The 14,693-nt window shown below is 63.6% G+C and carries 12 protein-coding genes; 8 read left to right on the forward strand and 4 right to left on the reverse strand.

All coding sequences use genetic code 11. The annotated features are described in order from the left end of the window. Nucleotides 1-258 precede the first annotated feature (258 nt). The 4 genes from VKR55_RS04265 to VKR55_RS04280 form a co-directional block, all read right to left on the reverse strand. On the reverse strand, nucleotides 259-1,065 hold the full coding sequence (locus tag VKR55_RS04265) for an AraC family transcriptional regulator (RefSeq protein WP_324400026.1): 807 nt from the start codon (nucleotides 1,063-1,065) through the stop codon (nucleotides 259-261). Between the two features lie 166 nt (nucleotides 1,066-1,231). Then, entirely contained in the window at nucleotides 1,232-1,888 is a 657-nt protein-coding gene (locus tag VKR55_RS04270; protein ID WP_324400028.1) for a glutathione S-transferase family protein, read from the reverse strand. Then, nucleotides 1,889-3,055 (reverse strand): acyl-CoA dehydrogenase family protein, encoded by a 1,167-nt coding sequence (locus tag VKR55_RS04275; RefSeq protein ID WP_324400030.1) that lies wholly within the window; start codon nucleotides 3,053-3,055, stop codon nucleotides 1,889-1,891. 137 nt (nucleotides 3,056-3,192) lie between these two features. Further along, a complete protein-coding gene (locus VKR55_RS04280) occupies nucleotides 3,193-4,323 on the reverse strand; it encodes an acyl-CoA dehydrogenase family protein (protein WP_324400032.1) in 1,131 nt (376 codons plus the stop codon). A gap of 253 nt (nucleotides 4,324-4,576) precedes the next feature. Between VKR55_RS04280 and VKR55_RS04285 the strand changes: the two genes are divergently transcribed. The 8 genes from VKR55_RS04285 to VKR55_RS04320 form a co-directional block, all read left to right on the forward strand. Then, complete coding sequence (locus VKR55_RS04285; RefSeq protein ID WP_324400047.1) at nucleotides 4,577-6,130, forward strand: acyl-CoA synthetase; 1,554 nt, start codon at nucleotides 4,577-4,579, stop codon at nucleotides 6,128-6,130. A gap of 59 nt (nucleotides 6,131-6,189) precedes the next feature. Beyond that, nucleotides 6,190-7,428, forward strand: coding sequence for an ABC transporter substrate-binding protein (locus VKR55_RS04290; protein WP_324400034.1), 1,239 nt, complete (start codon nucleotides 6,190-6,192; stop codon nucleotides 7,426-7,428). A 206-nt stretch (nucleotides 7,429-7,634) separates the two neighbouring features. Next, nucleotides 7,635-8,351, forward strand: coding sequence for a DUF1614 domain-containing protein (locus tag VKR55_RS04295; RefSeq protein ID WP_324400049.1), 717 nt, complete (start codon nucleotides 7,635-7,637; stop codon nucleotides 8,349-8,351). Between the two features lie 149 nt (nucleotides 8,352-8,500). Continuing rightward, nucleotides 8,501-10,720, forward strand: coding sequence for an acetate--CoA ligase family protein (locus VKR55_RS04300; RefSeq protein ID WP_324400036.1), 2,220 nt, complete (start codon nucleotides 8,501-8,503; stop codon nucleotides 10,718-10,720). Nucleotides 10,721-11,178: 458 nt separating this feature from the next. Continuing rightward, nucleotides 11,179-12,411 carry an ABC transporter substrate-binding protein gene (locus VKR55_RS04305; protein WP_324400038.1) on the forward strand — a complete coding sequence of 411 codons (1,233 nt, stop codon included), beginning with the start codon at nucleotides 11,179-11,181 and terminating at the stop codon, nucleotides 12,409-12,411. Between the two features lie 94 nt (nucleotides 12,412-12,505). Beyond that, a complete protein-coding gene (locus VKR55_RS04310) occupies nucleotides 12,506-13,372 on the forward strand; it encodes a branched-chain amino acid ABC transporter permease (RefSeq protein WP_324400040.1) in 867 nt (288 codons plus the stop codon). Then, nucleotides 13,369-14,352: a branched-chain amino acid ABC transporter permease gene (locus VKR55_RS04315; protein ID WP_324400042.1), complete on the forward strand. Its 984-nt coding sequence runs from the start codon at nucleotides 13,369-13,371 to the stop codon at nucleotides 14,350-14,352. Before VKR55_RS04310 ends, VKR55_RS04315 begins: the two co-directional genes overlap by 4 nt. Nucleotides 14,353-14,354: 2 nt before the next feature. Continuing rightward, on the forward strand, nucleotides 14,355-14,693 hold a 339-nt coding region (locus VKR55_RS04320; protein WP_324400045.1), incomplete at its 3' end, for an ATP-binding cassette domain-containing protein.

Consider the following 14,693-nt stretch of genomic DNA (forward strand, 5'->3'; position numbering starts at 1 on the left):
CGCAGCTCGCCTAAACTCCACTTGGACCGCTCTGAGCGCATTCTGGACTTACTGCACGCTTCTGCTCGCCGGTCGTCCTCAACAGCTGGCTCAACTGGGCTGATCGCAAGTTCTTGCCCAGCCTCGTCGAGCAGTTCGGCCGTGGACGATTTCGTAGGGTGGGCAAAGGCGCACTTGCGCCGTGCCCACCATTGTCACGGCAAGGAGGATGGTGGGCACGCTGACGCTTTGCCCACCCTACAAGGTCGCGTCGGACGGCTACGTCAGCGCCGCCTCTTCCGTTCGTGCTTCGCTGCTGTAGATCGCCAGGTCGCGCGAGCCGGAGAAGATCGCGCGCGGCTTCAGGCCGTAGAATCTGCGGATCGAATGGCTGAAATGGGTGGAATCGGGATAGCCGATGTCCTGTGCGAGATGGGCGAGGTTGAGGTCCTGGTTCGCGAAATGCAAAAGATGCCGCGCGCGCTTCCAGGCGCGGAACGAGCGGAAGGAGATGCCGGTCTCCTGCTTGAACAGATGCAGGAAGCGCGAGGCCGAGAGGCCTGCTTCCGCGGCGCAGATGTCCGCCGTCACCGGCTCGCCGGAAAACTTTCCGATTCGGATGATCGCCCGCACGATACGCGGATCGAGCTTGCGCTGCGGCAACGTCTCGCCAAAGCACATGCGGTCGAGCTCGGCAGAATCGATATCGGTGCGGCATTGCCGCGTCAGCAGCATTTCATAGGCGAGGCGAATGCGCTGGGCGAAGAAATCCCGCTCGATGCCCTGCAGCCGCTTCTCCCAGTCCTCGAAGGTGCCGTCGCGCACGCTTTCCGGCTCGATCGTGACGACGATGGCGGAGCGGTAATCGCTCGCGACGGTGTGCCGCACATTCGGCGCCACGGCGACGAGCTCGCCATAGGCCTCGCGGCCGTCGGCGGTCGTGAGCCAGAGTCCGCCGCGAAGCGCGACATAGACATGGAACGCGCCGGGGCAACGCTCGCGCGGCCTGCCGAGGAGTCCGGCGTAAAACACCCGCTCCGGCGTGATCAACATCAGATGGCCTGAACTCTTCGGCCTGTCGTCCATGGCTGTCTCCTCGCGCGGCTCTTGGGACCGCTTTCGATGGGTGCACCATAGCGCAAATTCGCGGCCTGTCATCAGCTGTCATTCCGGGGCGCGCGCAGCGCGAACCCGGAAACTCGAGATTCCGGGTTCGATGCTGTCGCATCGCCCCGGAATGACACAATTCAAATCACGCCCTTACCCTTGGCGCGACGTTCTGCTCGATCCCGGCCTTCCGCTCGGCCGCGACGGCCCGCCGGTATGCCTCGCGCTGGCGCACCCTGGCAAAATAGGCGGCGACGTTGGGTCCAAAATCCTTGGCAAGCCCGATGGAATCCGCAAGCCGCAGCGCATAGCCGATCACGATGTCGGCAGCGGTGAAGCGGCCGGCGCAAAGCGTCCCGGATTTTGCGGTCGCAGCCTCTACCGCGCGCAGGCGTCCCAGGAACCATTTCGCATAATCGGTCGCGACCTGCGGATTCCGGCGCTCCTCCGGCTCGAGCTGGCTGTAGCGGAGCACCAGCGTCTGCGGGAAGGTCAGCGTCGCGTCGGAAAAATACATCCAGTTCAGGAAAGCGCCGTAGTCCGGATCGTTTTCGTCCACCATCAGCGGCGTCGGACCATATTTGATGCCGAGATAGTGGCAGATGCCGGAGGATTCCGTCATTTTGGTCTCGCCGTCGATCATCAAGGGGATGGTGCCGAGCGGATTGAGCGCGAGATAGTCCTTCGCGAACACCCGCGGCGGGAATGGCAGCATCTTCAATTCGTAGGCGAGCCCCATTTCCTCCAGCATCCAGAGCGGACGGAAGGAGCGCGCGCCGTCGCAGTGATAGAGCGTGATCATTTACGCGTTCCCCTTCTTCGATCCGGGCAATGTGCCCATCATCTTGCATAACACCATCAGCATCACCTCGTCTGCGCCGCCGCCGATCGAGGTGAGCCGAGCGTCGCGATAGGCGCGGCTCACCGGCGTTTCGTTCATGTAGCCCATGCCGCCCCAGAATTGCAGGCACGCGTCGGTGAGCTCACGGCCGAGCCGGCCGGCCTTCAGCTTGGCCATGGTGGCAAGCCGCGTCACGTCCTCGCCCGCCACAAGCTGCTCGCCGGCACGATAGATCAGCGCGCGCAACAGCTCGACCTCGGTCTGAAGCTCCGCGAGGCGGAAATGCACCACCTGGTTATCGAGGATCGAGCCGCCGAAGGCTTTGCGGTTGCGGGTGTATTCAATGGTCTCGTTGATGATGTACTCGTGCGCCTTGAGGCAGGCCGCCGCACCCCACAGCCGCTCCTCCTGGAACTGGATCATCTGATAGGTGAAACCCTGGCCCTCTTCGCCGATGCGATTGCGCTTGGGCACGCGGACATTGTCGAAGAAGATCTGCGCGGTGTCGGAGGAGCGCATGCCCATCTTGTCGAGTTTTCGCGCGACTTGCACACCCTTGCTCTTCATGGGCACGCAAATCAGCGACTTGTTGCGATGGACCTGGCCGTCAGAGGTATTGGCGAGCAGGCAAATCCAGTCTGCCTGCGTGCCGTTGGTGGTCCACATCTTGCCGCCGTTGATGACGTAATCGCCGCCGTCGGAGCGGGCGCCGGTCTTGATCGACGCAACGTCGCTTCCCGCGCCGGGCTCGGAGACGCCGATGCAGGCGACCTGATCGCCCGCGATCGCAGGAGTGAGGAATTCGCGCCGCACCTCGTCCGAGCCGAACCGCGCCAGCGCGGGCGTTGCCATGTCGGTCTGCACGCCGATCGCCATCGGCACGCCGCCGCATCTGATGGCGCCGAGCTCTTCGGCCATCATCAGCGCGTAGGAGTAGTCGAGCCCCTGGCCGCCGAACGCGACCGGCTTGTTCAGGCCGAGGAAGCCGAGATTGCCGAGCTTTTTGAACAGCTCATGCGCGGGAAAGATGCCGGCGTCCTCCCATTCGTCGACGTGAGGGTTGATCTCGGTGGCGATGAATTTTTGCAGGGAGCGGCGCGGCTCGTCGTGGTCGGCGGTGAAGAGCATGTTGTCAATCTATCCTCGTCATTCCGGGATGCGCCGCAAGGCGCAGGCCCGGAATCCATAACCGCAGCCTGGGGTTATGGATTCCGGGCTCGCGAGTTTCACTCGCGCCCCGGAATGACGCGGAGTGAAGGGCACGATCACAACCCCATCTGCCTTGAGGCGAGGTCCTTCATGATCTCCTCCGTCCCGCCGCCGATCGCGTTGACCTTCACCTCGCGGTAGATGCGCTCGACCTTGATGCCGCGCATGAAGCCGGCACCGCCGAAGATCTGCACCGCTTCCGAGGCGCAGTAGGCCATGGTCTGGGTCGCCTGGTTCTTCATCATACAGATTTCGGCGACCGGACTTTCGCCTTGTCCGAGCCGCCACGCCAGCATTTCCAGCATCGCCTGAGACGCCGCGACGCGCTGGGCCATGTCGACCAGCTTGTGGCGGATCACCTGATGCTGCGCGATCGGCTTGCCAAAGGTCTTGCGCTCCTTGGCGTAGGCGATCGCTTCGTCAAGACAGACGCGGGCGTAAGCCGTGCAGCTTGCCGCCATGCCCATTCGCTCGCTGTTGAAATTGTGCATGATCAGCTTGAAGCCATGGCCTTCCTCGCCGATCAGGTTCTCGACCGGCACGCGGCAGTCGTCGAAATGCAGCGTCGCGGTATCGGAAGCCCACCAGCCCATCTTCTTCAGCTTGGTGCGCGAGAGCCCCGGCGTGTCGCCTTCGATCAGGAGCAGGCTGACGCCGCTCGCACCTTCGCCGCCGGTGCGCACTGCAACGGTCAGATAATCGGCGCGGACGCCCGAGGTGATGAAGGTCTTCTCGCCGCTGACGATATAATGGTCGCCGTCGCGGCGGGCTTTTGTGCGCAAGTTCGCCACATCGGAGCCGCCGCCGGGCTCGGTGATCGCAAGCGCGGAGATCTTGCGCCCAGCGAGAACCTCCGGCAGCACGCGCGCCTTGACCTCGGGACGCGCGGCGCGCGCGATCGGCGGCGAGCCGATGGTGTGGCTCATCAGGCTCGCGCTGACCGCGCCGGCGCGCGCGAGCTCCTGGCTCGCCACGATCTTCATGAACTGATCGGCGGGCACGCCGCCATACTCCTCGGGAAAGCCGAGACCCAACAGGCCGATTGACGCCGCCTTCGCGTAGAGCGCGCGCGGAAATTCGCCGGCCTCATCCCATTCATGCGCGAACGGCTCGATCTCGTTGCCGACGAATCGGCGCATGAGCTCGCGAAAGGCTTCATGCTCGGCGGTATAGAATGGGCTTTTCATATCGTGTTTTCCGAGAGCGGTACGCCGCAAGATGGCGGCAAGTTTCCGCGCCAACTTGCGTCCAGTCGCTGCGTTATTCCACGCAGCGGGTAAAACGAGGAGCGATCGCGTAAAGCAAGGATAACATACGACCAGCGCGCTTGCGCGCGCCCAAAAGTCCGACTACCGGGAGAGAGCGGAGTTGGGCATGGTGCCGCCCACCAGAGTCGAGCAAGGGACAAGGCGGCATTGACCGCCGATTGCGGAGGACATGTTGGCCGTTCGCTACTACGACTGGATCGCGCATTTCGGCCGCCGCACGCCGGACAAGATTGCCGTGGTCGACCTCGCGAGCGAACGCCGTTTCACCTACAGAGAATTCGACGGGCGGATCTCGCGGCTTGCGACGCATCTCTCGCATCAGCTCAAGGTCGCGCGCGGCGATCGCGTCGCCGTGCTGGCGCTGAACACCACCGACACGCTCGAAGTCCAGTTCGCCTGCGGCAGGCTCGGCGCGGTGTTCCTGCCGCTCAACACGCGGCTTACCGTTCCCGAGCTCGGGTTCATCGTCGGCGACGCCGCGCCGAAGGTGATGGTCCATGACGGCGATCTCGCCGAGACGGCGCTTGCCGTTGCGAAATCATGCAACATCGAGTCCGTGCTACGGCTCGGGCCGAATGGCTCGTACGAGGCCGCGATATCCGTCGCGAAGCCGCTTCAAGCGATCGAGCCGGTCACGCTCGATGACATCTCGACCATCATGTACACCTCGGGCACGACCGGCCAGCCCAAGGGCGCCATCATCACCCACGGCATGACGTTCTGGAATTGCGTCAATCTCGGCGGGCCCGCCTACATCACGCCGTCGTCGGTGCTGCTCACGGTGCTGCCGCTGTTCCATACCGGCGGACTCAATTGCTACACCAACCCCGTGCTGCATGTCGGCGGCACTGTCCTGATCATGCGCGCGTTCGATCCGGGATTGGCGCTGAAGCTGATCAGCGATCCCGCGCACGGCATCAATGTCTTCTTCGGCGTGCCCTCGATCTACCAGTTCATGGCGCAGCATCCGGACTTTGCGACGTCCGATTTCAGCCGGCTCGTCATCGGCGGGGTCGGCGGCGCGCCGATGCCGGTGCCGCTGCTGGAAGTCTGGGAAAGCCGCGGCGTGGCGCTGCAGCAGGGCTATGGCATGACGGAAACGTCGCCGGCGGTGCTGGCGCTCGATCGCGAGGACGCCGCGCGCAAGGCGGGCTCGGCCGGCAAGCCGGTGCTGCACACCGAGGTGCGCGTGGTGCGCCCCGACGGCACCGACGTCGCGGTGGGCGAGCTCGGCGAGCTTTGGGTCAGGGGGCCGAACGTCACGCCCGGCTACTGGAACCGGCCCGACGCAAACCAATCTTCCTTCACCGACGGCTGGCTGCACACCGGCGATGCGACGCGCGTCGACGAAGAAGGCTTCTACTACATCGTCGACCGCTGGAAGGACATGTACATCTCGGGCGGCGAGAACGTCTATCCGGCCGAGGTCGAGAATGTGCTGCACCAGATTGCGGCGATCGCCGAAGCGGCCGTGATCGGCATCGGCGATCCGCAATGGGGCGAGGTCGGCATGGCGATCATCGCTCTCAAGCCCGGCCAGCAGCTCAACGAGGCCGACATCCACGCGCATTGCGCCAAAAACCTCGCGCGCTTCAAATGCCCGCGCGTGATCCGCTTCGTCGATGCCTTGCCGCGCAACGCCACCGGCAAGATCCACAAGCCGACCCTGCGGAAGACTTTTTCAGTACCCGCGGCGACTGACATCGCCACGGCCAAAGCGTCGTAAGTCCAAAGTCTCTGTAAGTCCAACCTCCAGCCATGGGAAAAACCAAGGGAATGCTCTCGATGAAGAACAAGAAACTGAACAACAAGAAACTGCAACTTTTCGCGGCCGCGGCTGCCTTCTCGCTGCTGGCCACCCAAAGCGCATTGGCGCAGAAGAAATACGATACCGGCGCCTCCGACACCGAAATCAAGATCGGCAACGTCGAGGCCTATTCGGGACCGGCCTCCGCCTACGGCATCATCGGCAAGACCGAGGAAGCCTATTTCAAGATGATCAACGACAATGGCGGCGTGAACGGCCGCAAGATCAATTTCATCTCCTATGACGACGGCTACTCGCCGCCGAAGACGGTGGAACAGATCCGCAAGCTGATCGAGAGCGACGAGGTGCTGTTCGTGTTCAACGCGCTCGGCACGCCGACCCAGTCCGCCGTGCAGAAATACCAGAACACCAAGAAGGTGCCGCAGCTTTTCGTCGCCACCGGCGCCAGCAAGTGGAACGACCCGAAGCACTTTCCGTGGACCATGGGCTTCCAGCCGAGCTACCGCGCCGAGGCGCGAATCTTCGCGAAGTACATTTTGAAGGAAAAGCCGAACGCCAAGATCGCGGTGTTCTATCAGAATGACGATTTCGGCAAGGACTACGTCACCGGCCTCAAGGACATCTTCGGCGAGAAGGCAAAAGAGCTGATCGTGGCGGAAGAGAGCTACGAGACCACCGAGCCCTCGATCGACAGCCACATCGTCAAGCTGAAGGGCACCGGCGCCGACGTCCTGGTCGACAGCACGACGCCGAAATTTGCCGCCCAAACCATCAAGAAGATGGCGGAGCTTGAATGGAAGCCGATGCACCTGTTGACCGACGTGTCGATCTCGATCGGTGCTGTCATGAAGCCGGCCGGATTGGAGGCCTCCGAGGGTATCCTGTCGGCGGGGTACCTGAAGGATGCCTCCGACCCGCAATGGAAGGGCGATGAGGGCATGAAGAAGTTCGTCGCCTTCGCGGACAAGTACATGCCGGGCGCCAATCTTTCCGACGCCAACCTGGTCTATGGGTACGCGGCGGCAGAGACCATGGTGCAGGTTCTCAAACAGTGCGGCGACGACCTGACGCGGGCGAACGTGATGAAGCAGGCGGCGTCCCTGAAGGACTTCGCCCCCGACACCCTGCTGCCGGGTATCAAGGTCAACACGGGCCCGACCGACTTTGCCCCGATCGAACAGCTGCGGATGATGCAGTTCAAGAACGGCAAGTGGGACTTCTTCGGCGACGTTATCAGCGCCGAGGTCGGCGGCTAAGCCTCCCCGCGATCCCATTCGAAAAGTTCGAAATCGCCCCGAGAGGGGCGATTTCTTTTTTGGCCGTTCGCCATGGCCGGGCCAAAGCGCGAAACGCGACCTTTGCGCCTGTTGTCCCGGCCATCCCCGTCCTATCTGTTAGCTTGAAGGCATGAACGCCCGGTATGGACCGGGCATGACCAGGACGAGGCAGCGGCATCGCCATGATGGGTTCCCAGATGCAATATTTGCCGCTGACGCCGGCCCTGTTTTCAGTGCTGGCGCTGCTGTTCGTCGTGCTGATCATCCTGATCCAGCTCCGTGTCCTGCGCTATGCCTATATGAAGCTCGGCGTCGGCCCCGGCGCGGCGCTGCTCCTGCTGTTCGGCTCACTGATCGGCAGCTATTTCAACATCCCGATCACGGTCCTGCCCGGCCACTCCGTCCGCAGCGGCGAGATCGTCGATTTCTTCGGCATGCGTTATGTGGTTCCGATGGTGACGCAATGGCCGGGCACGGTGCTCGCGGTCAACGTCGGGGGCGCCGTCATTCCGACCCTGATGTCGACCTATCTGGTGCTGCGTTATCAGCTCTGGGTCAGGGCCGCGATTGCGGTCGCCGTGATCGCGGTGGTGATCCATTCGATGGCGACGCCGGTTCAGGGCGTCGGCATCGCCGTGCCGGTGTTCGCGCCGGTCGTGGTCACCGCGATCCTCGCCTTCCTCTTGTCGCGCGAATATGCGGCGCCGCTCGCCTATATCGGCGGTTCAATGGGCACGCTGGTCGGCGCCGACCTCACCAACCTCGACAGGATCACCGGGCTCGGCGCGCCCGTGGCCTCGATCGGCGGCGCAGGAACATTCGACGGCATTTTCCTCACGGGCATCCTCGCCGTGCTGCTTGCCGGCCTCGCCTCGCCCTCGCGCCCGCGGCCGGTCTGGTAGCAGGCCTCGCAAGGGATCATGACGCCCATCCGGCGGCATCGGTTGCCACTCCGATGATTGGATCATAATAAGGATAAAAATCCGCGTGCCGCGGCTCTTGTCCGCCACGCGGAAAAACGAAAAAACGAAAAAGGGTCAGGAATACGCCGATGGAAGCACAGGTCAGCCCCGCATCACACTTGTCCGCCAAATGGTCGCCGGCGCCTGATGCGAGTCACGTCATCAAGAGCATCCATGCGATGCTGCATCCGCGCAACATCGTGCTGGTCGGGGCGACCGACAAGCCCGGCAACTACGCCGAGCGCATCTGGAACAACCTGATCAAGTACAAATACAGAGGCGGCCTGTTCCCGGTCAACGCCAAGCGCGAGACGATCTGGGGCGTGCCCTGCTACGAGGATTTCGCGAGCCTGCCTGAAAGGCCCGATCACGTGCTGGTGCTGGTGCCGGCGCGCTTTGCCGTGCAGGTGATCCGCGACGCGGCCGCGGCCGGCGCGCGCTCGGCGACCATCGTCACCTCGGGCTTCGCCGAATTGCAGGACGAGGACAGCCAGCGGCTGGCGGTGGAATTGCAGGAGGCCGTGCGCGAGACCGGCATGGCTGTCACCGGGCCGAACTGCCTCGGCAATTTGAGCGCCGGCGAAAACATGTTCACCAATATCGACGATCGCATCATCACGATGGAAGCGGGCGCGGTCGCCATCGCCGGCCAGTCGGGCGCCATCGTGATGGCGATCCGCCAGGCGCTGGAGGATCGCGGCGTCGGCGTCGGCTACATGGTGACGACCGGCAACGAGGCCGGCCTCGAAACGCCCGACCTGATGAGCTATTTCGCGGCCGATCCGCAGATCCGCGTCATCGTGGTCTATCTCGAGGGCGTGCGGAACACCAAGGCGTTTCGCGACGCCTGCAAGGCCGCGCGCGCGGCCGGAAAGCCGGTGATTGCGCTGAAGCTTGGCGCCTCCGAAGGCGGCCGCGCCGCGGCGATGGCCCACACCGGCGCGCTCGCCGGCTCGATCGAGACCTTTGACGCGATCTCGACCCGCGAGGGCGTGATCCGGGTGCGCGGGCTCGACGAACTGATCGAGACCGCCGAATGCTTCGTCCATTCCGCCGTGCCGAAAGGCAATCGCCTCGCCGCAGTGACGCTGTCCGGCGGCAAGCGCGGGCTCCTGCTCGATGCCTTCTATTCGGCTGGGCTGAGCTTTGCGCCGTTGAAGCAGGACGCGACCGACAAGCTTGCGAAAATGCTGGGCCCGGGCTCGATCGTCGGCAATCCGCTCGACGCCGGCTTTGCCGCCGTCGTCGATCCCTCCGTCTACATGCAGTCGATCAAGATCATGATCGACGATCCCGACACCGACATCGTCATCATCGATTCGGAGCTGCCGAAGGCGCCGCATGAGCTGCGCGAGCGCAACCTGCGCATCGTCAACGAGATGGCGGGCGGCGGCGGCAAGCCCGTGATCTATATCAGCGCGATGTCGATCGGCTTCACGGAGTTCACCAAGGCTCTGCGCAAGTCGCTGCCGCACATCACCGTGATGCAGGGCATGGACCGCGCGGTGACCGCGATCAAGTCGCTGATCGAGTATGCGAACCTGCGCAAGGAAGTGCCCGACATCGTCTCGAGCTCGACGAAATCCGCGCGTGCGGTGCTGGAAAAGACGCTGAAGAACGCCAACGGCGCGGCGCTCGACGAAGTCTCCTCCAAGACTTTGCTGAAAGCCTACGGCATTCCCATTTCGAAAGAGGCCATCGCGCAGACCGCTGCAGAAGCCGTCAACATTGCCAGGACAATCGGCTTTCCCGTCGTTGCAAAAGTCGTCAGCGCCGACATCCTGCACAAATCCGACATCGGCGGTGTCGTGCTGAATCTCAATACCGCCGCGGACGTGAAGAAGGCTTTCAATGACATCACCGCGCGGGTGAAGAAGCTGAAGGGCAAGCCGAAGCTCGAAGGCATCCTGATCGCGCAGCAGGTCAAGGCCGATCTCGAACTCGTGGTCGGCGCGTCGCTGGATGCCGAGATGGGGCCCGTGGTGCTGTTCGGCACCGGCGGCGTCGACATCGAATTGATGAAGGATGTGGCGCTTGCCGGCGCGCCGCTGGATGCGGCCGAGGCAAAGGCTCTGATCTCCCGGACCAAGGCCGGCGTCAAGATCAAGGGTTACCGCGGCAAGCCGGCGCTGCATGAAGCATCTGTGGTGAAGGCCCTCGTCGGCCTGTCCAATCTGATCGCGGACGCCGGCAACCGCATCGCCTCGATCGATGTCAACCCGTTCTTGATCAACCCCAGAACGGGCGTCGCGGTCGACGCGCTGATCGTCCTCAACAACGAGGCCGCCAGAAGCGCCGCGGGCCGTTAAGGAATTGCCGGACTGACGACTTTTTGAGCAGGCCTATAGGCCGAAGGTCGCAAGGGCTCCTCTTGGCAAACACAAACAGGAAAGGCTACGGTTGGCTCCATAAGGCGTCACAGAATGCCGCCAAAAGACACAGTCACCTTCCGGAGGACCGCATGCCCTTCTCCGCCATTGCCGTAGCGCAATCGGCGTCCGCATTATAAACGTAGCCAGCAATCAGACGCCGATCTGGATCGAATCCTCGATCCCATGACCGGCGTTAATGCTATAATGGCGCACACGCCTTTCATTCAACGAAGGAGAGCGGCCAGGCAGGCCGCCGCCAGCAAGGCATCGCAGAATGCCGCCCAACCAAGAGCCTGCAACCTGCGGATCGCTTCTCGATCCAGCAGGAAATCGGTTCACGAACAGCGTCCTAAAAAGAGACACCCGGGAGATCTGAAATGCCAAGGAATCGGTTTTTGCTCAATCGTCGCACACTCATCAAATCCAGCCTCGTCCTTGGCGCAAGCCAGGTGATTGGCGCCCCCTTCGTCGTCAAGTCGCTTGCCGACGAACCCGTCAAGATCGGGATGGTCAATCCCTTGACCGGCGTCCTGGCGGCATTGGCGCAGAGCGAAGTTGACGGCGCCAAATATGCGGAGGCCGAAATCAACAAGAAGGGCGGAATCCTGGGCCGCCAGGTCCAGCTCCTGATCGAGGATTCCGCCAACGACGTCGGCACCGGAGTCCAGAAGACCCGCAAGCTGATCGACCGCGACAACGTCGCGGTGATCCTCGGCGACGTCAACTCCGGCATCGCCTATGCGATGTCGCAGGTGACCAATGAAAAGAAGATCTTCCACATCGTGCCCGGCGGCCACACCGATCCGATCACCGGCACGAACTGCAAGTGGAACGTCTTCCGCATCTGCAATACCACTTCGATGGACGCCAACGCAGTCACACCCGAACTGGTGAAGAAGTTCGGCAAGAAATGGTTCTTCATCACGCCCGACTATGCGTACGGTCACAGCCTGCAGGATGCCTTCGTCAAGGCGCTGACCAAGGCCGGCGGGACCTACGAGGGCGACATGCTGCCGATCAACGCCACGGACTTCTCCGCCACGCTGATCAAGGCCAAGGCCTTCAAGCCCAACGTGCTGCTCAACAACATGGGCGGGCTGACGCAGATCAATTGCATGAAGCAATTCACCCAGTTCGGCATGCAGAAGGACATGGCGCTCGGCGGCGCGCTTTTCGAGCTGGAGACGGTGAAGGCGCTGCAGCCGGAGGCGCAGGCGGGTTGGTGGGACATGGAGTGGTGGTGGAACCAGCCCAATGTGCCGGAGGTCGTCAAGTTCGTGGCCGATTACCGCGCGGCTACCAAGAAGACGCCGTCGGCGCGGGACTGGTTTGGATACGTGTCCATGCACTCGGTGCGCCTCGCGGCGGAGAAGGCCAAATCACTCGAAGGCCCGAAGCTTGCGATGGCCATGGAGGACATGGAGCTGCCTCCCGACGTGGCGCTGCAGGCGGGCAAAGTTCGCTATCGCGCGGGCGACCACGAGCTGATGCCCAGCATCTTCGTCGGCGAGGTGCACCCACCGAAGGCGGGCCCAGACGACGTGTTTACGATCGCCGAGGCGGTGCCGGGCGACACGGCCGCGGGACCGGTCGCGGACACCGGCTGCAAGATGACGCATCCGGCCTGAGCCGGCGCTGACATCCGTGCCTCCGCCGCGCGGCCTCGGGCCCGCGGCAGAGGCAACGGGTGGCGGTTGATCGGACCCTGCAAGAAGGCGCCCGATGTTCACCCTCATCCTCTACAACGTCACCAACGGGCTGATGCTCGGCGCGTTCTACGTGCTGATGGCGCTGGGCCTGTCGCTGATCCTCAATCTCAGCAACGTCATCAATTTCGCGCACGGGAACTTCCTGGCGTTCGGCGCCTATATGGCACTCGAGCTCACGAAGGTGGTGGGATTCTGGGGCGCGTTCCTGATCGCGCCCTTGCTGACGGCGGCGGTCGGCGTGGTGGTCGAGCTGCTGATGCGCTTCGTCTACCGGCGCGACCCCGTCTACAGCCTGCTGCTGACCTTCGGTCTCGCCTTCGTCATGCAGGGCGTCATGCTGTGGTGGTGGGGGCCGTCACCCCAGGAGATGCACATGGTGCCGGCGCTCGAGGCGCCGATAAGCTCCGACCTGTTCTTCATCACGTGGTACCGCGTCTTCATGGTGGCGATCGTGATCGTCACCGTGATCGCCGTCTTCGCCTTCCTGCGGTACACGCGGGTCGGCCTGCGCATCCGCGCGGGGACCCTCGATCTCGATACCGTGGCGGCGCTCGGCGTCAACGTGAAGCTGCTCCGCACCTTCAACTTCACCGTGGGTTGCCTGCTCGCGGGGCTGAGCGGCGTGCTCGCGACCGGCGCGATCGGCATCAATCCCAATATGGGCGATGACCTGCTGATGCCGAGCTTCATCGCCATCATCATCGGTGGCGTCGGCAGCCTCACCGGCACGCTGCTGGGTGGATTGCTGATCGGCGTCACGGCGGCGCTCACGGCCGCGATCTATCCGGCCGCCAGCGAGGTCGTGATCTTCGTGATGCTGGTCGTGGTGCTGCTCATTCGGCCGCGCGGGCTGATGGGCGAGGAAGGGATGCTGTCGTGAGCACGGCCATTGTTGCCGCCGCGGCCGAGCAACCTGCCTATCGGCGTTGGCTGCCGGTCGCGATCATGTGGCTCGCCCTGATCACGGTGCCCGCGTGGTTCCCCTTGATGGGCGGCTATACGGCGCTCGCCGCCAACGTGCTGGTGTTCGGCCTCGCCGCCATGGGGCTCAACATCCTGCTGGGCTTCACAGGCGTGTTGAGCTTCGGCCATGCCGCCTACTTCGGACTCGGCGCCTACGGCACGGGCCTCATGCTGAAGTACGTCGCGCCCAGCACGCCGCTCGCCATGCTGGCGGGCATCCTGCTCGGCGGGCTCGGCGGAACGCTGTTCGGCCTGCTGATCGTCCGGCGGCGCGGCGTCTATTTCGCCATGTGCACCATCGCCTTCGGGCAGATCTTCTACTACATCGCCTACAAGTGGAACGACTTCACCGGTGGCTTCGACGGATTGCGCGGCTTCCATCGCGAGCCCATCGGGTTGGGCGCGCTGAGCTTCGACATCACGGACGGCACCCGCTTCTACTATTTCACCGTGGTGGTGTTCACGCTCGCCGTCGCCCTCATGAGCTTCCTGCTGCGCTCGCCCTTCGGGCGCACATTGCGGGCGATCCGCGAGAACGAGCGCCGGGCGCGCTTCCTCGGCATTCCCGTCGAGCGGCACATCTGGCTCTCCTTCTCGATCTCCTGCTTCTTCACCGCGCTCGCCGGCACGCTCTACGCGCTCCTCAATAATTTCGCCGATCCGCTGGCACTGCACTACTCGCTCTCCGGGTTCTTCGTGATCATGGCGGTGCTGGGCGGCATGCGATCGTTCTGGGGACCCTTGCTGGGCGCGGTGGTGTTCGTGGTGCTGCGGGATTTCCTCTCCTCGGCTCTGCCGACAGAATGGATGGCGTTCCTGGGCGCCATCTTCATGCTCTCGGTGCTGTTCTTTCCGCGGGGCATGCTGGGCATGCTGAAGCGGCGGGGCGTGGAGTGACCATGCTCGAGGTGCGCAAGGTCTCCAAGAACTTCGGCAGCCTGGTCGCCGTGCAGAACGTCTCGCTCAATGTCCAGCCGGGCGAGCTCCGGGCGATCATCGGGCCCAACGGCGCCGGCAAGACGACCTTCTTCAACATGATCAGCGGCTATTTCCCGCCGAGCTCCGGCACCATCATCTTCGACGGGCAGGACGTCTCGCGCGTCCCGGCGCACCGCCGGGTCGGGCTCGGGATGGCCCGCACCTTCCAGATCACCGAGATCTTTCCCGAGCTCACCGTCCACGAGAACGTGCTGAGCGCCGCCGAGGTGGCGGCGGGTCAAAGCCTGCACATGTGGACC

Source organism: Bradyrhizobium sp., from assembly GCF_035309285.1.
Taxonomy (GTDB): Bacteria; Pseudomonadota; Alphaproteobacteria; order Rhizobiales; family Xanthobacteraceae; genus Bradyrhizobium.